General features: G+C 42.6%; 18 protein-coding genes. 13 read left to right on the top strand and 5 right to left on the bottom strand.

The annotated features are described in order from the left end of the window. The first annotated feature begins 72 nt into the window (after nucleotides 1-72). The 8 genes from A5877_RS04105 to A5877_RS04070 all read left to right on the top strand — a co-directional run bounded on the left by A5877_RS04105 (nucleotide 73) and on the right by A5877_RS04070 (nucleotide 12221). On the top strand, nucleotides 73-1713 hold the full coding sequence (locus A5877_RS04105) for a PRD domain-containing protein (RefSeq protein WP_086316425.1): 1641 nt from the start codon (nucleotides 73-75) through the stop codon (nucleotides 1711-1713). Then, nucleotides 1710-2138: a PTS sugar transporter subunit IIA gene (locus A5877_RS04100; RefSeq protein ID WP_016613656.1), complete on the top strand. Its 429-nt coding sequence runs from the start codon at nucleotides 1710-1712 to the stop codon at nucleotides 2136-2138. The genes A5877_RS04105 and A5877_RS04100 overlap by 4 nt, the downstream gene beginning before the upstream one ends. Before the next feature lie 12 nt (nucleotides 2139-2150). Continuing rightward, nucleotides 2151-2432, top strand: a complete 282-nt coding sequence (locus tag A5877_RS04095) for a PTS sugar transporter subunit IIB (protein WP_016613655.1) — start codon at nucleotides 2151-2153, stop codon at nucleotides 2430-2432. A 2-nt stretch (nucleotides 2433-2434) separates the two neighbouring features. Next, nucleotides 2435-3685, top strand: coding sequence for a PTS ascorbate transporter subunit IIC (locus A5877_RS04090; protein WP_005234555.1), 1251 nt, complete (start codon nucleotides 2435-2437; stop codon nucleotides 3683-3685). After that, nucleotides 3686-4423, top strand: coding sequence for an SIS domain-containing protein (locus A5877_RS04085; RefSeq protein WP_005234557.1), 738 nt, complete (start codon nucleotides 3686-3688; stop codon nucleotides 4421-4423). Between the two features lie 399 nt (nucleotides 4424-4822). Further along, on the top strand, nucleotides 4823-8950 hold the full coding sequence (locus A5877_RS04080) for a S8 family serine peptidase (protein WP_016613653.1): 4128 nt from the start codon (nucleotides 4823-4825) through the stop codon (nucleotides 8948-8950). A 132-nt stretch (nucleotides 8951-9082) separates the two neighbouring features. Next, a complete protein-coding gene (locus tag A5877_RS04075) occupies nucleotides 9083-10624 on the top strand; it encodes a hypothetical protein (protein ID WP_016613652.1) in 1542 nt (513 codons plus the stop codon). Nucleotides 10625-10691: 67 nt separating this feature from the next. Then, a complete protein-coding gene (locus tag A5877_RS04070) occupies nucleotides 10692-12221 on the top strand; it encodes a hypothetical protein (protein ID WP_016613651.1) in 1530 nt (509 codons plus the stop codon). Between the two features lie 351 nt (nucleotides 12222-12572). On the opposite strand, the gene A5877_RS04065 is transcribed toward A5877_RS04070, so the two are convergent. Then, the gene (locus tag A5877_RS04065) at nucleotides 12573-13412 is read right to left on the bottom strand and encodes an aldo/keto reductase (protein ID WP_016621425.1); all 840 of its coding nucleotides are present in this window, start codon (nucleotides 13410-13412) and stop codon (nucleotides 12573-12575) included. 128 nt (nucleotides 13413-13540) lie between these two features. After that, nucleotides 13541-14368, bottom strand: a complete 828-nt coding sequence (locus A5877_RS04060; RefSeq protein WP_034872349.1) for a manganese catalase family protein — start codon at nucleotides 14366-14368, stop codon at nucleotides 13541-13543. A 186-nt stretch (nucleotides 14369-14554) separates the two neighbouring features. Here A5877_RS04060 and A5877_RS04055 point away from each other — a divergent pair, with 186 nt between their 5' ends. Next, on the top strand, nucleotides 14555-15496 hold the full coding sequence (locus A5877_RS04055; RefSeq protein ID WP_005234580.1) for a magnesium transporter CorA family protein: 942 nt from the start codon (nucleotides 14555-14557) through the stop codon (nucleotides 15494-15496). 71 nt (nucleotides 15497-15567) lie between these two features. Here the strand turns inward: A5877_RS04055 and A5877_RS04050 are convergent, their stop codons facing one another. Next, the gene (locus A5877_RS04050; RefSeq protein ID WP_086316424.1) at nucleotides 15568-15756 is read right to left on the bottom strand and encodes a maltose ABC transporter permease; all 189 of its coding nucleotides are present in this window, start codon (nucleotides 15754-15756) and stop codon (nucleotides 15568-15570) included. Beyond that, nucleotides 15740-15991: a hypothetical protein gene (locus tag A5877_RS04045; RefSeq protein WP_223347170.1), complete on the bottom strand. Its 252-nt coding sequence runs from the start codon at nucleotides 15989-15991 to the stop codon at nucleotides 15740-15742. The genes A5877_RS04050 and A5877_RS04045 overlap by 17 nt, the downstream gene beginning before the upstream one ends. Nucleotides 15992-16416: 425 nt before the next feature. Here A5877_RS04045 and A5877_RS04040 point away from each other — a divergent pair, with 425 nt between their 5' ends. The 3 genes from A5877_RS04040 to A5877_RS04030 all read left to right on the top strand — a co-directional run bounded on the left by A5877_RS04040 (nucleotide 16417) and on the right by A5877_RS04030 (nucleotide 18360). Next, a complete protein-coding gene (locus tag A5877_RS04040; protein ID WP_005225422.1) occupies nucleotides 16417-16665 on the top strand; it encodes a GlsB/YeaQ/YmgE family stress response membrane protein in 249 nt (82 codons plus the stop codon). 181 nt (nucleotides 16666-16846) lie between these two features. After that, on the top strand, nucleotides 16847-17248 hold the full coding sequence (locus tag A5877_RS04035; RefSeq protein WP_005225423.1) for an Ohr family peroxiredoxin: 402 nt from the start codon (nucleotides 16847-16849) through the stop codon (nucleotides 17246-17248). 77 nt (nucleotides 17249-17325) lie between these two features. Next, nucleotides 17326-18360: a hypothetical protein gene (locus A5877_RS04030; RefSeq protein WP_086316422.1), complete on the top strand. Its 1035-nt coding sequence runs from the start codon at nucleotides 17326-17328 to the stop codon at nucleotides 18358-18360. Between the two features lie 60 nt (nucleotides 18361-18420). Here the strand turns inward: A5877_RS04030 and A5877_RS04025 are convergent, their stop codons facing one another. Then, a complete protein-coding gene (locus tag A5877_RS04025; protein WP_005234590.1) occupies nucleotides 18421-18765 on the bottom strand; it encodes a peptidase in 345 nt (114 codons plus the stop codon). Nucleotides 18766-19057: 292 nt separating this feature from the next. Between A5877_RS04025 and pepA the strand changes: the two genes are divergently transcribed. After that, entirely contained in the window at nucleotides 19058-20134 is a 1077-nt protein-coding gene (pepA, locus tag A5877_RS04015; RefSeq protein WP_034872382.1) for a glutamyl aminopeptidase, read from the top strand. The last annotated feature ends 48 nt before the right edge of the window (nucleotides 20135-20182 follow it).

The following is a 20182-nucleotide window of genomic DNA, read 5'->3' as shown; positions in this document are numbered from 1 at the left end:
TCATTCTTTAATCTAACAATTAGCCTTCTAATTTGGTACAGTAGCAATAAAATAGATGTAGAGGGTGAGCGTATGAAAATGAATTATTCGGGGACATCGGAACGAAGGATTTTGATTTTTAAACGGTTGATTGCTGGCGAGCACCTCAGCTATCAGCAGTTAGCAGAGGATTATTTCGTTTCCCGCAGCAGCATTGCTAAAGATATTTCTTATTTAAAAGAGCTGTTTCAAAAAGAAAGCTTACGTCTGAGATTTGATAATTCAGGTACATTTTTTGAAGGAAGTGAATCCCAGATCCATCGAGTGCTCAAACGCTTTTGCTTAATGATGCTGGATCAACCAGCGGCGTTTTCCTTGTTGGTGGAACCTGCGAAATACCAGGAAGTAAATCAGGCCTTTCGTCGAGCATTAGTGGAAAAACAAGTAGAAATGCCCGACAGCTATATCCAAAGTATCGTCCTTTCCATCGTGCTGCTGATCGAGCGGGCGAGTCATGCGGAAAGCTTAGTGATTGAAGAAAACCGCCAAGTGGGGAAGCTGTTTTTGGAGTTCGACAAATATCCGTTAGTCTATGAGCTACTGAAAGAAATCGAAGAACAACACATTTATCAATTTTCACCAAAAGAAGTGCAATATCTAACCTACCTGATTGTCGGTAGCGGCTTGAAATTTTTTATGAAAAGTGAAAAAGTTCCTTTTGTCTTTCGGGGAAAAGTGCGTAACTTGATTCAAAAGATCAGCGAAGGCTTAGGCACCGACTTGACCCAAGACAATCGTTTGGAAGAAGATGTGACGATCCATCTGTATCAACTACTGCTGCGGATCGAAGCGCAAACCACAGTCATCAACCCTTTGTTAGAAGAAATCAAACAAAACTATCCTGCCTTGTATGGCGTGGTCTGGTTCTCGCTTCATGATTTCTTGAAAGCGTATCAAGTGGGGATCTCTGATGATGAGATCGGATTTGTCACGATCCATTTTCAAGCAGCAATCGAGCGAATGCGTCGCATGAACAAAATCATTTTTGTCTGTCCCAATGGTGTCGGCACTAGCTCATTTGTCTCTGCGAAAATTCGTCGCATTCTGCCTGAAATCGACAGTATCGAAACCGTTTCAGTAGAAAAATTAAAGCAGATGGACATCTCGGCGATCGATTTTATTATTTCAACCATCGATCTCGTCGGGATTCAAAAACCTGTGGTGCGGATCTCGCCTATGGTGACTAATCGCGACATGAAGCGGATCATGAATCACTACATCGATTTAGTCATCGATAATGAGGCGGTGGTCGATCAAAATGGTTTACTTCTTCAAGCCCAATCGATGATCCAGCCAACCGTCTTTTTCGAGCGATTTGCCAGTAAAACAGAAGCCATCAATTTTTTGGTCGAACAAACCCCTTTTAGTGATGAAAAACGAAAAGCGCAGTTTCGGCAATCCGTCATTGAAAGAGAGCAGCTACAATCAACCTATTTAGATAATGGCTTTGCCATCCCTCATGGCAATCCGAATTATGTCGAAAAAACAGCGATCTCGATCCTGCTTTTGGATCAGCCAGTAGAATGGGGCAACCAAAAAGCCGACATCATTATTTTATTGATGATCCGAGAGGATGAGACGCAAAAGGTGGAACCAATGATGAAATTGATCATGCAAGGAATCGAAAACAAAGAATGGTTCCTATCAAAAATGTTGGAGGTTAAATCAGAATGAAAGTGAAGGATTATTTGCCTGAGAAGCATATACAGACGGATGAGACAGTGGCAGATTGGCGCTCAGCTGTAAAATTAGCCAGTCAGCCCTTGCTGGATGAAGCGCTGATCACGTCAGCTTACATCGAAGCGATGATTCAAAGCGTGGAAGAAAATGGTCCTTACATGGTGTTGGCGGATTACTTTGCGCTGATGCATGCCCGTCCTGGAGAAGGGGTTTTGGAGCAAAGTATGAGCCTTTTAGTAACGAAACAGCCCATCGATCTTGAGGGCAAACCGGTGCGGATATTTCTTGTCTTAGCCGCCGCAGATAGTGAAAGCCATCTAGAAAGCTTGAAAGAGATCATGGCGATCTTTATGGATGAAGAAAAATACAACGTGATATTAAACGGCGATCGGGAACAAATTTGTCAATTATTCCAATAGGAGGAAAAGGATATGAAAATTTTAGCAGTATGTGGATTTGGTGTAGGAAGCTCAATGGTATTGAAGATGACGATCGATAAGGTGATCAAAGAGTTAGGGTTGACGGCAACTGCCGAGAATACTGATTTATCAACGGCAAAAGCGACACCAGCAGATGTTTATTTTACGAGTAATGAATTATTGAATGAGTTAAAAGGATCCGTGAAAGCACCCGTTTATCCAATCAAAAAGTATATGGATAAAGAAGAAGTCAAACAGCAAATGGAAAAATTTTTAGCTGAAAGAGAGGGATAATCATGAATTTTGTCACGGATTATATTTTAAAAAATCCGCCAGTCCTATTGGGGATCATTGCCATGATTGGGTTATTGGTACAAAGAAAGCCCTTCGCAGAAGTCGTCAAAGGAACCTTAACAGCTTCCTTCGGGATGGTGGCATTGACGGCTGGGGTAAACATGTTGGTGGGAACGATCGCACCGATCAATGCTGCGGTTCAAACCCAATTAGGCGTTGCTGTGTCAGATGGACTCTCTGACATCACCTTTACGGCAGAATACGGCGGAACAGTTGGTTTAGCGATGTTTTTCGGCCTGATCATTCATCTATTGATTGCTCGCTTTACACCTGTGAAGACGATTTTCCTCACCGGTCACATGTTGTGGTGGTTCCCATTCGTCATCGTCGCTGGGGGCGTTGAAGGCGGACTTACCGGAATCCCACTGTTGATCTTAGGGGCGGTTCTATCTGCTTGTTACTGGTCCTTCATGCCATGGATCATGCGTAAATATGTGTGGGATGCCACAGGCGATGATTCATTCTTGATCGGTCATCCAACGGGGATCTTGTCATTGGTTTCAGGCTTTGTTGCAAAACGGGTCGGAAACAAAGAAAAATCGACGGAAGATTTGAAAGTGCCAGAAAATCTATCGTTTTTCCGTGAAATATCGATTACTGGCGCGTTAGTGATGTTTTTGATGAATATCGTTATCGGTCTGATTGCGCCCGTATTAGTTCCTGAAGGGGGCAACTTGGTGATGTTTGCGGTTGATGCTGGCTTGAACTTCGGTGCAGGACTATTGATCATGTTGTATGGGGTACGTCTATTGATCAACCAAATCATTCCCGCCTTTCAAGGGATCGCAGAAAAAGTCGTTCCTGGAGCAAAACCAGCTTTTGATGTGCCCATCTTGTTCAACTATCGTCCAAATGCTGTAATCATCGGCTTTATCGTGGCGATGATCACCTCAACGATTTTAGTGGTCATTGCCAATACGACCAACGTCTTTGGCATTTTGATCGTTCCTTTAGTCATCACCAGCTTCTTTGAATGTGGCGGTGCTGCGGTGATTGGCGAAGGACAAGGGGGCTTGCGAGGGGCCATTATTGGTACGATCACAGCTTCTGTCGTTATGGTAGCACTCGTTGGGATCTCTGCAGCGTTATTCTCAACGACGATTCAAAACTGGATCTTGATTTTCGGTGGGAACGATTTATCTTTATGGGGCATCCTTGGTGAATTGATCGGCAAGCTGTTTGGAGGGTTTTAAATGTTTCAATACTTTGAAAAAGCAAAAGAACTATTGTCTATTGTAGAAGAAAAAGAAGCACCAGCGATTGAGCAAGCCATTGAATTACTGACGCAAGCCAACTTGACCAAAAAAGCCATCTACATTTTTGGCGCTAGTCACGCTGGGATCTTAGCCGAAGAGATGTATTATCGAGCAGGCGGCATGATGACGATCAACGCGATCTTTGGAAGAGAACTGATGCTTGATCGCAGCCCAATCACCTTCACTAGTAAAATGGAGCGCTTAGAAGGCTACGGTAGTGCCTTGGCGGCGACCCAGCCCTTTACAGCAGGCGATGTGCTGATCTTGCATTCGGTGTCTGGGCGAAATCCAGTTATCATCGATATGGCGCTTCATGCCAAAGAAAAAGGGGTCAAGATCATCGCATTAACGAACCTTACCTATTCGAAAACAGTCAGCAGCCGTCATACATCAGGCTTGCGTTTGTTTGAAACGGCGGATATCGTCATCGACAATCATGGGGAGATTGGCGATGCTGCGTGTACGATTCCAGACGTAGAACAAAAAGTCGGACCTACATCCACCGTAGTCGGCGCAACGATCTTAAATGCGATCATCGTTGAAGTTTGCCAAAAACTAAAAGAAGCCGGTGTCGACTATCCGCCGATTTTTTACTCAGCGAATCTAGACGGCGGGGATGAATTGAACCAGTCCCTGTTTGAAAAGTACCAAGAAGCGATCCATTATCAGCTGTAAGTCAAGAGTTAGTCGTTCCTTAGCGAAATAAGACGGTCAAAGAAACCATTCAAGACATTTTCTCCTTGCGAGAGAATGTCTTTTTTTGCTTACTTGTTAGAAAAGGGCCGGAGCATAGGGATGAAAAAGCGATTCAAGCAAAGAAGGCTTAAACTGGAATTATGTATTTTTACTTAATAATGGTCTTTAAAAATAAAATTATATAAAATGCTAGCTAAAATATGAATAAAATACTACAAAAACGATTGTTGTTTAACTTCCCGCTCGGTATAATTAGCTTGGGAGCTACAGCAAGACAACAAATAATGAATAAAAAATCTACAAACCGTTGATTAGAAAGGAGCAGCTTATGGAGTAGGTAGTGGGTATCGATTTTTCGATAAGAAGGAGAGGAAGAATATGAAAAAAGAAAAGAGAATGTTAGGTGATAAAAGTTATTGTGAAGAAACAGACAAGCGAAGGAGTCGGAAACTACATAAGTATCTGCTTGTCGGACTGATCGTTGTCCTTGTACTTAATCTATTTCCATTTGGTCGTTATGCTGACAATGTGGTAGAAGCCGTTACTTCTACAGAACAAAAGCAAAATAGTGAAGATGGTATCGAATATACAGAGATTCATTCAGCAGAAGAATTAGATACCTTAATACGTAAGGAACTAAACGGTAATTTTAAGCTAGTTAAGGACATTGATCTATCCGACTATCGTTCTAATACAAATACTGCGAATCAAGGATGGCTACCGATCCCAAACTTTACGGGTGTGTTCAATGGTAATGGCCATACGATCAGTGGGTTGCGGATAAATCGAACAGGTAGTAGTTTTTTAGGTTTATTTGGTTCAGTCAATGGAGCGACAATCAAAAATGTGACCGTTGCACTTGGTGGGGATATCCTAGGATCTTCCGCTGTTGGTGTCATTGCAGGGCGAACGACGCATGTAACAAACAATGGTGCCGTTTTAGAAAACAATCAGGTGATTGGCAACGGGCATACAGTTAGAGCCACGGCGCTGCTTGGGTATGCCGGCGGGCTGATTGGTTATTCTGGAGATAATACACGACTGGAAAACAATCAGGTAGAACATATCAATGTCCTGACAAATAGCGTTAGCAATTACGCCGGAGGACTTGTCGGTGCTGCTCGTAACTCTTCATTATTCGATAATGCAATCAATCGTGCCAAGGTAGAGGCGTATTCCTATGCTGGAGGGATAGCTGGGGTTACTTATGGATACTCTGCTCAGGCGCACAGCAATGGCACATTAGTAACGAAAAACATTGTCGATACTGAAAGCAGCGTACAGGGAAGAGGCTCCTATGCCGGAGGGGCATTTGGGGCAATTTATGAAGGCAGTGAAGTGCGGCAAACACTGACGCATGCGAAAGTAGTCGGCAAAGGGGCCTACAATGGCGGCTTTGCTGGAGTTATTTACGATCGTTCAACGGTTGACCAGTCTGCGGCTTATGGTTCTGTCGAGGCTGTGCGCTATACAGGTGGCTTTGTCGGAGCGTTGTATAACTCGGCCTCTGTAAGTAATTCTTACGCACGAGGAGCAGTGACTGGAACAACCGAACTAGGTGGCTTTGTTGGTACATTCTATGATTCAGCGATCATTGAAAACAGCTATGCAGCGAATACGATCCATACGGATGAAAGAAATCAAGAGCGTGCAGGTGCTTTTGCCGGTCAACATCTTGGCACACGGCAACAATATGCAGGGACGAATTATTTTGATCAGCAAATAGCTGGTATCGCACAAAATTTAAGTAATGCAGGCGGCGAGCAAACGAGTGGTGCTAGACCTCAAGGAAAAGATACGCAAGAATTTTCACAGTCAGGGACATTCGATGGGTGGGACTTTGAAGATACTTGGATCATTGATAAGGGCTATCCAGTATTTCAATTTTCCTATAAAGAACCTGACATTCCAAAGGAGATCGAAGAACCCATGATCATTGTTCATACAGCGTTTCCAGAAGGAGAAGTCACTGTCCCATTCATTGACATTGAGTATACAGCAACCCCAACAATAGGCAATGAGATTATAGAAGTCTATGTGAAGATCAACGGTAATTTTGATAGTTATTTGTATCTGAAAGGCGGGAATGGTATTACGCCCAAGGGTGAGTTGGGCACAGGGAGAGTCTTTTTCCGACCGATACAAGGAGAAAATCATATTGAGGTCGTGGCTTTTGATAGTAGTGGTGTGACAGGAAGTTATAAAGTTGATCAACCTGTGAAAGTGGTGGAACATCCTGTTCCAGATTCACCAAAACCAGAAGAAATTAGTACGGAGTTCTTTTGGGAAGATGAACGCACCTTTGTGAATAATCGCTTCCAGTTATGGCTTACAGGAGCTACCGTTGAGGAAAGAAAAAATGTGACGCCAGAGCTGATTGAAGAAGCACTTGCTTCCATTGATGCCACTTTATTGATCGAACCTGATTGGCTCGGTCAGCTTACTGTTCAAGTGAAAGAAAGTACGGCAGAAGAGCTGATTGAAATGATTGAAGATGTGATAGAAAATTTCCCAGAAGTCTTTGAAGATGGCAATCTTGATACATTAGATGATGCATCAATCAACGAAGTCACCCCTGTGGAAACACTGAGCAATAAGGAATATTTTCCTGACGATCCTTGGTGGAATAACGGTGAATGGGGGCTACGTGCGATTAATTTACCCGAAGCATGGGCGTTATTTGGCACACATGAAAGGGAGAATGTCAAAGTAGGGATTATTGATGATGGTGTTTGGGGGAAGCATGAGGACCTACAGATACCAGCTGGAAATATTGAAAATGATCCAAACGCTAAAACAAATACGGAACTATTTACAGCCGATCATGGTACGCATGTTATGGGAACGATCGGAGCCATTCAAGATAATCAACTAGGAGTCAGTGGAGTGATTAATATTTCACGGCAGAATCTTCTTAGTTATAATTCGTTTGATGGAATAGCTACAAATAGAAACACGGGTAAAAAATTTTTATCAACCAGTGCTAATGCTCAATTAAGTGGTTTAAAATGGAATGTCGAAAATGGGGCTCAAGTTGTAAACGTGAGTCTTGGTGGTAGCGGATTTCAATTTCCGCAATTGGGACTTTTTAATATTTTCATTAGGAAAACTCAACGATTAGTTGATGAGAACTATGAGTTTGTCATTGTTCATGCTGCAGGAAACAATGCGATTGATGCTAGATATGGGCAATCCTTTTCTAATATTGGAGAAAATCATGCATTAAGAGAACGAATTATAACAGTCGGAGCAACGACTAATGTGAATAATAGAATTCGGATGGCTAGTTTCTCTAATTATGGAACAATTGTAGATGTTGTTGCACCAGGGCATGATATAAAAAGTGCTTCATCGGTTAGCAAGGACTTATATGTTAATAAGAACGGTACTTCCATGGCAGCACCTCATGTTACTGGTCTTGCCGCTCTTGTATGGTCGGAAAACCCAGGTCTTTCTGGTGCTCAAGTTAAGGGGGTTATTACTCAGTCTGCGATACGCTCTGGTTTAAAAGTCACAGAAACCAGACCAAATACTCCTGAAATGACCTATTATCAAGTAAGTGCTTTTGCGGCTTTAAAGCAAGCTCGTGGTGTAGATCCGGACAGGGATACGGTTCTGATTCGAGGGAAAGTCAGACAAGAATCTACCGGTTACTTATTAGAAAATGCTCGCGTTCATTTGTATCAGAATAATAAACTATTAGAACAAACATGGACGAATTCATTGGGTGAATTTCGTTTCTTCAATCAACCACCCGGTCATGATTATCGAATCACAGTTCATTACCCATGGCATATTGCTGCAAGAATCAATAATTTTTCTGTTCCAGAGGGTATCAAAGAAAGAGATGTTGGGACAGTTGTTCTACATGATTCCTCTTATGTAGGAATTGACACTGTCTTTTTATTAGATGATTCTGGCAGTATCAGCGCGAATAATTTTAGGCAGATGACTAATGAAGTACAGGCATTATTTTTAAATGAAGATGCTTTTACGAGTGACGATCGGATTAGCTTGTTTACCTTTAATTCTAGAGTAAATCGACATTTCTCATTTTTAAATCCTTTACTTGCAGCTGAACGGCTTCCTAGGCAAGTTGGCGGTAGTACTGCATTAAACCAAGCAATTGCGCAAGGTAACCAAGAATTTGAACAGTATGGACGAAAAAACGCAAAAAAAGTAATGGTTGTTCTTACAGATGGACACAATAATATTTCAGGTCCCCCAGAGGCAGAATTGATCCAACAGGCTAAAGAAAACGATGTAACAATCTTTTCTATAGGGGTGGGGAATAATCTAAATCAACGCTTTCTCGAAAATATTGCAAAAGAAACAGATGGTGAATTCTTCCACATCTCTAACTTCCAACAATTAGCAGAAATTTTTGAAAAAATTCGTTACGAGCTATTTGATGAAAATATTCAAAAGCTGCAAATCGAACTCTCAGAAACTAGTGCTCAAAATCTTCAGACGACCAATGTGGAGTCTGAACGTTTAGCAGCATAAGGTTCTTTTTAAGGAACATGAATTTGTTGTTCATCAAATGGTTATCAATTAGTTTTTTTACTAGTGAAAAATAATCATTTGATGAACATTTTTCATAAACTTCGAAAACCTCAGATGTAAGGAGTGAATTGAATGCAATCAGATCAACGCATAGCCGCAATGAGTAAGAAAGAGGCTGATAGAGCAAATCCTTTATGTATCATTCTTTGTATTTTATTAATTTGTTTCACCATCTGTCACTTTTTAGTTTTACCTGTAAAAGCAGCCGAAGTTTCAGATACTGATTCAATTCAGATAGAAGGCACCTTAGCGGCCATCCTCAACAGCGAAAGAATTAATCCAGAACCCACAGAGCCGCTCACTGAACCATTGCTGGAAATCGTCACGGAACTTCCGAATTCAGAATTGATGGTTCCTTTTTTAGAATTGATTTATGCGGTCACACCAAGCGAAGGGCAAACGTTAGAAGAAGTCTATGTCAATGTGAACGGCGAATACGATCAGCACTTGTATCAAAAAAAAGCGGGAGAACCTGAAGTTACAGAGCGAACATTCGGTGAAGCTCGTCTCTTTCTTTCTACCGATGAACAGGAGAGCCGATTTGAATTAGTCGCCGTCGATAGCAGTAACAGAAGGACTTATTATCCCATAGAGCAGTCATTTTGGTTATCGGAAAATCCCGAACCGCCGTTGCCGACTATTGCCGACATATCAATACTTGATCGTTATGAAGGAAAGATAGCTTTTGTACATAATCGTCTCCATCTCCAATATAATGACGAGATACTTACAGGAATAAACGAGCAAAACGGCGAAACGAGTTTAGATCAGCTGTTGGATGAACTTTCTTACTATGACATGGAGTTGATTGCTGGACCAGACAAGAATGAGAGAGTAACGATTCAGTTAAAGCAAACTCCTTATAGAGAGCTTAATAGATTTATTTATGATTTAGAAACATTTACTTCTGGTATTGTTACCGATGGAGAAATTGAAGAGATGACTTTAGCTGAGGTGGACCAGTTACCCAAAACAGCAGCACCTGTCGATCGCTCGGTTGAGTTTAAACGGCATATGTTAAAAATCGGTTGGGTACCGGGCTTGTTTTTCCGAAGGTATCAGGACAACGTGGTAGGTTTCAAGCTGCATGAAGAAACCATTTTTTTAAATCCCGAGTCGTTTCCTGAAACTTATCTCAGTAAGAAACTGATAAATGAAAAAATCGACGAAGCTGTTGCAGCGATTGACGGCATTCGTTTAGAAGAAAATCGACTTTCTTATCCTTATGTGCAAATAGCTGTAAGAGGAAATACACCAAGGAATTTAGTGAAGAAAGGGCAGCAACTACTGACGAATTATCCCGAAGTCTTTTCAAAAGGGTATGTAATAATCAGAGGAAGGCAAAATATTTATGGCTATACTACCACAGCCGAATACAAACGACGATGGCGTGTTAGGAGTAATTTTGAAGAACGAAACTACCCTATCCGGGCAATCATCAACCCGAATGGCACAGTTTCTTCGTTAATGGATATAGGTTGGCACGGCGTGACTGTTAGCATGGCGTTAGTGATAGGATTTGGTTCTATCGGCTTTATTGTATTTATATGTGAACTTTTTGCTTGTCAAAGGGCAGAAAAACGAAAAAGGAATAGGCAATCAGGTAGAAACTGATACCCGTTTGTCATTCTTAAATTCTAATAGAATTCTGTTACCTCCAAAGAAGAAAGGAGCAAAGTGAATGCAATCCGCTGCGCAAATAAATTCAAACGACGAGAAAGGCATTAAAAACCTCTTTCGCAACCATAAAATCTTTAGTCTGTGTTTCTTTGCTCTTACCATCTATCATATGTCCAGTTGGCAAGTATTAGCAGCCGAAGAACCAACCGACCAGTCCCAAGGCGTCTTAGCCGACATCCTCAACAGCGAAAGGATTACCCCAGAACCCACAGAGCCACTCACTGAACCATTGCTGGAAATTGTCACAGAGCTACCCGATTCAGAACTAATGATTCCCTTCTTTGAATTGATTTATGCGGTAACACCAAGTGAGGGGGAAATGCTGAAAGAAGTCTATGTCAATGTGAATGGCGAATACGATCGGCATTTGTATCAAAGAGCGATGGGGGAGCCAAAGGTCACAGAGCGGAAATTTGGCGAAGCACGACTTTTTATTTCTGAAAATCAACAAAAAAGCCGATTTGAATTGGTCGCCGTCGATAGCAGTAACAAAAGGACTTACTATCCCATAGAACAGTCATTTTGGTTATCCGAAAATCCCGAACCACCATCGCCGACTATCGCTGATGTAACGACGGAAGAGTATTTCGATGAAGAAGTGACCTTCATTAACAATCGGATCCAGTTTCAACTGGATAGGAAGCGCTTTAATCAAGAATTCGGGTCAAACCATGAAACGGTTTTAGACAAATTGCTTTATGAACTTTCATATTTTGGTGGTGAACTTCTATCCGGTCCAGATAAAAATGATTTTGCAACAATTCGTTTGAAGGGAACTTCTTATGAAGAGCTTGAAAGGATTATACAGAAGTCAATCTCAGAATCCTATGGATTTATCGCTGATGGAAAGATCCAAGAGATAGATTTAGCCACATCAGACTTATTGCCTAGTGAGGAAGAACCTGTCAACCGCTCCTTTGAGTTAAAACCTGAAATGGTGCGAGTTGGTTTTGTTCCTGGATTGTTTTTGAGAAGGTACCAAAACAATGTGTTGAGCTTTCAATTGCATGAAGAAACATCTTTTTTGAATGCTGAAACGTTTCCAGAGACTTACCTTAGTAAAAAACTGATTGAAAATAAGATTGATGAAACAATTACAGCAATAGATGGGATTCGATTGGAAAGAAATCCTTCTAGTTATTCTCTTTTCCGCGTAAAGGTTGCTGATGGGACACCTAGAGAATTGATAAAAAAAGCCCAAAAACTATTGGCAGAGCACCCCAACATTTTTGCAGAAGCACGTTTAGCTATATTGGCAGACATAAAAACACCACGTTATGACACAATTCCTGAATACGAAAGAAAACCTCTTGATAGGCGATTAAATCACTTAGAACAACAAATATACCAATTTTGGGGAAGCATTAATGAAAATGGCACAGTTTCTTCAATGGCAGATATGGGCTTGAGAGGGCTGCCGACTATCGTGAAACTACTAGGAGGTGCCGGTCTATTTTGTGGCATTCTGAGTTTCGCCATCTTCATTTACCGAAAAAGACCTCCTCGCAAGAAACACGAATTTTGGGGATAATGTTCACTGATGGGCATGTGGAAATTCCTTTCAAGCTGAAGGAGAACGGGGGGAACGTTGTTGTCTTTAAGTGTCGAAACAGTGAAGGACAACCTTCTTTCAAGAAACCGACATTCGATTAAAAGCTGTGATGAACGCCTAGCTGAGGCTTGTCGCCTTTAAGAAAATCGAACTGCTAGCAAGGAAATTTCTGCCAAAAAGAATATTTTGATCTTACGACTTTGATCCAGGCAAAGCTAACCACTGGAGCCTTGGTTACATAAAAAACCTCTCAAAAGCAGCTGGTCGCTGATTTTTGAGAGGTTTTGTCTACCAAGAGATAGCTATGGTGTTTTTTCCAGTTGAAATTGTTTATTCAAATTCTTCATACTCATTTGGGTCTTGACCATCGATGCGGCCGTCTGCTTTGTTTAACTGATTGATTTGATTGATTTCATCTTCAGTCAGTTCAAAGTCGAAGATCGCAAGATTTTCTCGTTGATGGGCGAGGTTTCTTGATTTAGGTAGGGGCAAAATGCCACGTTCCACATGCCAGCGCAAGATGATTTGACCAGCTGATTTTTGGTATTTCTCAGCTAATTCAGTGATCAGTGGCTCTTTCAGGGCATCGCTGCCGCGGCCTAATGGGCTCCAAGCTTCCGTTACGATGCCGCGTTTTTTGTTCTCTGTAACCATTCGTTCTTGGACCCAGTAAGGATGGATCTCAATTTGATTTAGCGCAGGGGTCACACCAGTTGCTTCAATGATGGCATCCAAATGTTCTGGCTCGAAATTGGAAACGCCGATGGAACGGATCAAACCTAATTTCTGGGCGGTCACTAAGGCTTGCCAAGCTTCGACATATTTGCCGCGTTTTGGTAATGGCCAGTGGATCAAAAAGGCATCGAAGTAGTCGAGTCCCATGCGAGCAAGGGATTCTTGAATGCTGGTTAAGGCATCATCATAGCCATGGTATTTTCCCGGTAATTTTGAGGTGATATAAAATTCTGAACGTGGGATACCAGAGCGACGGATCGCTTTGCCGACAATGCCTTCATTGTCATAATTGGTTGAAGAATCGATCAATCGATACCCGTCAGCGATCGCTGCTTGCAGCTGGCTCAACCCTTCGCCACCGCGGATCTGATAGGTACCGATGCCCACGGCGGGGCGTAAATTGCCGTCGTTTAATGTCAGTAAAGGTGCTTTCATAAAATGATTCCTCCTTTTCTTTACATTCTACTCTAACGCTTTTTTGCCAGGAACGTAACCAACTTGCTCAAACAAAGAAAAAAGAGCAACGGTTTCTGTTTCAGAAACAATTGCTCTTTTTGATTAAATTATTTTTCAGGCGGTGTGCCATACATTTTTGGTGTGACTTGATCGAGTTTTGGCGCTTTTCCTTCGATCTTTGGTTCGTCTAGCCATTGGTATTCGCCTTCACCATCAAGGGCTTTGCCTTTCGCCCAAGAGCCTTCTTTACTTTGGTCGCCTTCTGAGAAGTTATAGAAATCATAAGCGATATCTAAGCGTTCGTTTTTGCGGTCAAAGGTAGTCGGCACTAAAATCGAGCCTTCATTTTCTTCCAATTCTTTCACGGCAGCTGCCCAAAGATTTTGGTGGTAGCTATCACGCGCTAATAAGACCGAAAGTAAGTCTTTGACCCCACGGTCATCGATCATTTCATAGATGCGTGCTACTTGCAGACGACCTTGTGATTCTGCATTTAAGTTGGCACGGAAATCAGCAAGCAAGTTGCCACTAGCAATGATATACGCACCTGACCATGGATTGCCGACGCTATCAGCAGGACGTGGTCCTAAGCCGGCAACGATGGCATGTTGCGGGTTCATTCCGGAAATGATCGCACCGATCGTTGGGTCTTTTTTCATGGCAGCTTCCTGATCTTCCACAGGTGCACCTTCCAGCAGACGTGCAACCATCGTTGCTAACATTTCAACGTGTCCAAGCTCTTCAGTAGCGATATCCATCAACATATCTTTGTATTTTTCTTCCCCACGGCAGCTCCATCCTTGGAATAAGTATTGCATGGCAACACTCATCTCTCCATATTGTCCACCGATTAATTCTTGAAGGTATTTCGCAACTAACGGATTTGGTTTTTCTGGTTTAGCTTCAAACTGTAGTTCTTTTTGATGACGAAACATACTATTCCTCCTAAAATTTTTTATTGGGCCCATAAAAAGTTTCTCATGAATCGAAAGGTTCGTCTAATAAAATGCACTTAGTTCAAATTGAAAAAAGCTCCAAAAAGAAAAGCCATTTACTTTGACAAAAAGCGAGAAGCGTTAGATAGTTAAATTAAGAGAGAATTAGAAAAGGAGCGAGTCACCATGTTTCAGTATTACAAAATGGACGACCGAAAAATAAGGGAATCCTCGGGGGAAGACTACAATTGGCTGGTGGTTTCTGGGACAGATCCAGAGGAACAACGCCACTTGTTAGATAAGTATCAACTGCCCGAAGATATTTTTATTGGCGCCAACGAACCGGAAGAAGTCTCACGTTTGGAATACTTACGTAACACTAAGTTAAATCATCCGATTCTTTATACCTTGATCGATTTGTCAGAAGTGACACAAGACCGCATCGAAGATCGTTTAGAACCGGTGACGTTTATTTATACCAAAGATCTTTTAATCACTTATGTCTCTCATCAATCTACACTGATTAAACGCCTGATTGAAAAGCATGAGCAAGATATTCAACGGTATGAAGATATTGTTGCCTACTCGACGCTGATGATCTACACCCATTACATCAAAGGTCTGCAGGAAATGAAGAAACAGATCGATGCACTAGATGAAGCAGCTCGTAAAACGACGGAAAACAACGAATTGTTTAATTTAGCCGATACCGAACGAGACATGGTCTATCTGGATCACACCTTACGGGATCAGAACCATACTGTCGATCGTTTGATGGATCGCAAAGAATTTTTGGATCGTTTGGATAATGAAGCACTCGTTTATGACATTAAGCTACGACAGAAGTTTGCCATGAAAATGGTCACTATCTATCGCGACTTGTTAGAAACCATTGGTGGCTTGTTCTCCGATATGATGGACAACAATCTAAACCATCTGATGAAATACTTAGATTCTGCGGCATTGGTGGTGGCTGTGCCGTCCTTAATCGCGGGGCTATGGGGAATCAACACCGGGGGCCTGCCAGGAAAAGACAATGCCATCGGCACGATCATTGTCTTTGGTTTGGCTATTTTAGTTGGGATATTAACCGCCATTTACTTGTCACGGAAAGACTTTTCAAAATAAAAAGCGTCGCTGCTCTGTGGCACCGTTCATCCGTAAAAGGAGAATGGTGCGACGAAGCAGTTGGCATTTTTTTATTTTAACCCGCTGTCCAAATTGCTGTCGAGAGTCCAGCGCTGAAAGGCGAGAAAGACCAGCAGCAAAGGCAAGATGTAAATTACCGAGGCAGCAATCAAAATTTTCCGATTGATATTTTCAGCGCCCACCAAGCTGCGGTTCGCCAATTGCAAGGTGTATTTTTTCGGATCATTCAAGAGGATCAAGGGCTAGATATAATCCTTCCACCGCCACTGGAAGGAGAAGATCCCCAGTGTCATAATGATTGGTCGGGCAATCGGCAGCATGGTGATGGCGATGATAGATGAAGAAAAAAATGGCATCGTTTTTTGTAAGCGCATAGCTGCAGTCGGCACTGACTAGAATCCTCAATAAATCCGCGTAAGGCAAATCAGGAACTTCTACAGTCACACCGTTTTTTTCTGTGTATTTTCCCGTCATTTTCAAATAAGTACCGCCTTCGCTAGGAGCTCTGGAAGCAAACATGGGAATCTGCGAAGATATTTCCAATCGGCAACGATCGAAACGTCCCCTAATGAAAAATAGCTGAAGTGCTGAAAAGATAGCTGTCCTAAAACGCACTGAGGAGTAAAAAGTGCCAATTATCTGACAAAATGAGAGTGGCTCTCCCTCAGTTTAGCGAAGAAGATGCAAAATAAAAAATAAAGCGATTTCAAAAAATGCACGAATATTAAAAAAAACGAATTAAAGCTCTTACAACGATAATTAAGAAGTACTGGTAAACGTTAATATAACAAGGTTTGAAATTTTTTTTTGCAAATTGAGTGCAAATCTTTTGTCTAAAACGGGGATTAAGCGTAACATAATATGTGTAATAACTACTTAAAAGAAAGAAGGAGAAAAATATGCATTGGTTATGGGTATTAATCGTAGGAGCTATTATCGGTTTGATCGCCGGAGCTATCACAAATAAAGGTGGATCAATGGGTTGGATCGCCAACATCGTTGCAGGTTTAGTAGGTTCAGCTATTGGACAAGCAATCTTAGGTTCTTGGGGTCCATCACTTGCTGGAATGGCAATCGTCCCATCAATTATTGGTGCGGTTATTGTAGTTGCTGTTGTTTCATTCTTCTTAGGACGTTCAAACGGCTAGTCCATTCAGCAATTGTTTCCATTCATTTATTTCGGGTAGTAATTACCTCGAATAGACAGGCAAATCCAGATTTTCTGGGTTTGCCTTTTTTGTTTTTAAGGAAGCATAAGCAATCCTTTTGTCATATCGGGAAATTGTCGTTACACTTGAAGTAGGTCAAAAAAAGAAAGGAAGAGGTTCAATGAAAAAGCAATATGAAACAGCGATGATCAATCGAGGCGGACGTGTCGGAGAGGTCGAAGCACCAAATGGCAGTTTTCACCTGAAAATCGACAAACCGGGTCTTCACAGTGAGGGCACAAACCCAGAACAATTATTTGCCGCTGGCTATGCTTCTTGTTTCAACGGTGCCGTACAGCATATGCTGAAAGAGCATAACATCGAATCCGAATCCGAAGTTAAAGCAAGAGTGTCTTTGTATCAGCACGAGGACGGCAGTTACCAAATCGGCGTGATTTTAGAAGTGTCGTTACCAGGCGTTGAAAAAGCCGAGGCAGAGAAAATCGCAGAAGAAGCCCATGATTTTTGTCCGTATTCTCGGGCAACTCGTGGCAACATTGATGTCGAAGTACAAGTAGTCTAAGCATTATTGCAGCTAGACAAACAATAAGCGGCTGATGAATCAGCCGACAAGAGGGAATTCATCAAGGAGGCCAATCAATGAGACAAACAGAGATCTTGCTGCTTTTGGGCGTGTTTGTGGTTGGCCTTTTTGTGGTGTACTGGCTGAAAAAGCACCGACATGCGCGCCACAATCAAGCACTGGCAGCTCAGCTGAAGCGTTATCCCAGCGTGCGGAAAGCGTGGCTGGCAGCCGGGGTAAAAAGGGAAGCAGTCCTTTTGGTTCCCGGTTTAAAAAAAGCTACTGCCGCAGTTGCAACGACGGCAACGGCGAAAGCAGAAACGAGGCTGTACAAGCATGCGGATCAGTGTCAGGCAATGACTCCACAAGGGTTGGCCGTTTCGGAGGACTATTTGTTCCTCTCTGCGTACTGTTCGCAGCAGGAACATCACTCACAGCTTTATATAATAGAAAGAACGAGCGGACGGCATCTGAAAACGGTGGTTCTGCCAAAACGCCCCCATGTCGGCGGATTAGTCTTTGATCGAGCAACGCAAGTGCTGTGGCTAACCATCACTGGGAAAGGAATGGGACGAGTGGCGTGTGTTTCTTTGCAGACACTGCTGGAAGATGATTCCTTGGCAACCAGTCAGCCGATCGCTTATCAGCAAGTCATCGAATTGGCAGGCATCACTCATAGCTCCTATTTGGCAGCCGATAGCGGTGAACTTGTCTCAGGGACCTTTGCCTTGAAAAACGGTGGCGTGGTGGCGAATTATCCGCTGCCTGTTCTTTCAGACAGCGGTCGCAAAGCATCTCCTTGCATCAAGCCGCGTAAGAGAAGGGTCACCACCACGAAAGTCCAAAGTGTCGCCTTTACCACTGAATACTTGTTGCTGGCACGTTCCTTTGGACCAGGGTCGGCTGAGTTATGGGTCTTTTCAAAGGATGCAACGGTGCTGACCCGCAAACATGCGTTGCGGCGCATCAAGTTTCCCCATTACCTTGAACAGATCGTGGTAGAAAAAGGGCAGCTGTACTGCTTGTTTGAAAGTGGGGCATGGGCGTATCGGCAAAAAGGCGGCAGCATCGATGAAGTCGTGGTATTGGACCTTGCGACCTTACTTCAGTAAGATAACTGCTTAAAAAGAAAAAAGACCAGCCTCTTAAGAAGCTGGTCGTAAATGCAGTAATTATTCCACGATTGCTCGTTGGATATCTAAGACGGTGCCGGTATGAGCATCTGCCAAAAATTCATAGGTGACAAGCTGTCCGTCTTCGGTGCGGGTGATGCCGCCAGTATATCCTTGGGAAGTGATCGCAAATTTGCGCAAAGGTTGTTTTTCGAAATTGATCCAAGAACCTTCGATCGGTCCTTCTTTGATAAACGCCGCTTTTATATTGTCTAAGACATCATCGGCATTCATGGCTTGCCTTTTCTTCAACCAGATCGTTGAAAAAATCCCTCCTGCAAAGCCAAGACCTAAACCGATGGTCAGTCCATTTTTAAAATAATGCAATGGATGCTCATTCTCCATCTAATGTCCCTCCTAAAGTAAGTTTTCCCGAATGTTTTGATCTCGGTGAAAGCACAGGTTCTCTTAACAATAGTTTACCATAGTTTAGAAATATTCTATAAGAAAAATAACCAACAATAGAAATTTGCGCTATAATAAAGAATATCAGTAGGAATAAGGAGGAAGAGAGCACATCCGTTGTTTCACCCGAAAATTGCTGGAAAACACAGCAACAGCAAGCGTTGCTTTTTCAAAAAAAGCAGCTTTGTTTCTTTGGGGCAGCAAACAACTGATACGTGTTTCTCGAATGATCATGGAAGAAAAAACATTTCAACGTATCAAAGAACTAACGGAGTTACAAGGAACCAGCGGGTTTGAACACGACGTGCGAGCGTATATGCGTGAAGCGATGACTCCATTGGTAGATGAAATTCAACAAGATGGCTTAGGCGGCATCTTCGGTTTGCGTCACCACCAAGAAGCAGATGCACCACGAGTGATGTTAGCTGCTCACATGGACGAAGTTGGTTTCTTATTGACGACGATCACCGATCGCGGCTTATTCAAAGTCACTCCTTTAGGTGGATGGAACCCTTATGTAGTTTCTGCTCAACGGTTTACATTGAAAACAGCGAAGGGCGATTACCCATGCGTTTCTTCTTCAGTACCGCCACATTTGTTGCGAGGAAGCAGCGGTCAAAAAAATGTCGAAGTGACAGATATTTTGTTTGATGCTGGGTTTGAATCAAAAGAAGAAGCAGAAAGCTTTGGCGTACGTCCTGGCGATACGATCGTCCCACAAGTGGAAACCATCAAAACAGCCAATGGGAAAAACATCATCTCGAAAGCTTGGGACAACCGTTACGGCTGTGCTGTCGTATTAGAAGCACTTGAAGCCTTGAAAGAGGAAACATTAGGCCATACGTTGATTGCTGGTGCCAACGTTCAGGAAGAAGTCGGCTTACGGGGTTCTCGTCCGTCTGTGACGAAATTCAAACCAGACTTGTTCTTTGCAGTAGATTGCTCGCCAGCGGATGACACAGTCACGAAAAATGGCACCTTTGGTCATCTAGGAGCCGGGACTTTGATGCGAATCTATGATCCAGGCATGATCATGTTGCCACGGATGAAAGAATTCTTGTTGGATACAGCAGAAAGCAACAACATTCCTTACCAATACTTTGTTTCAAAAGGTGGTACCGATGCTGGTGCAGCACACATGGCAAATGAAGGGATCCCAAGTTCTGTCATCGGTGTTCCTGGACGGTACATCCATACTCACCAAACCTTATTCAGTATCGCTGATTTTGAAGCGGCACGGGAAATGGTGATTCAAGTCTTGAAAGGTTTGGATCGTTCCACTGTTGATACGATTTTGGCTGGACAATAAGCTAGAACGAACGAAAGCAAAGAGACAGCAATCCGTTGTCTCTTTTTT

Source organism: Enterococcus sp. 3C7_DIV0644 (assembly GCF_002141235.1).
GTDB classification, from domain to species: Bacteria; Bacillota; Bacilli; order Lactobacillales; family Enterococcaceae; genus Enterococcus_D; species Enterococcus_D entomosocium.
Note: the sequence above shows the minus strand (reverse complement) of the source record. Positions and strands in the feature narration are given on the sequence as shown.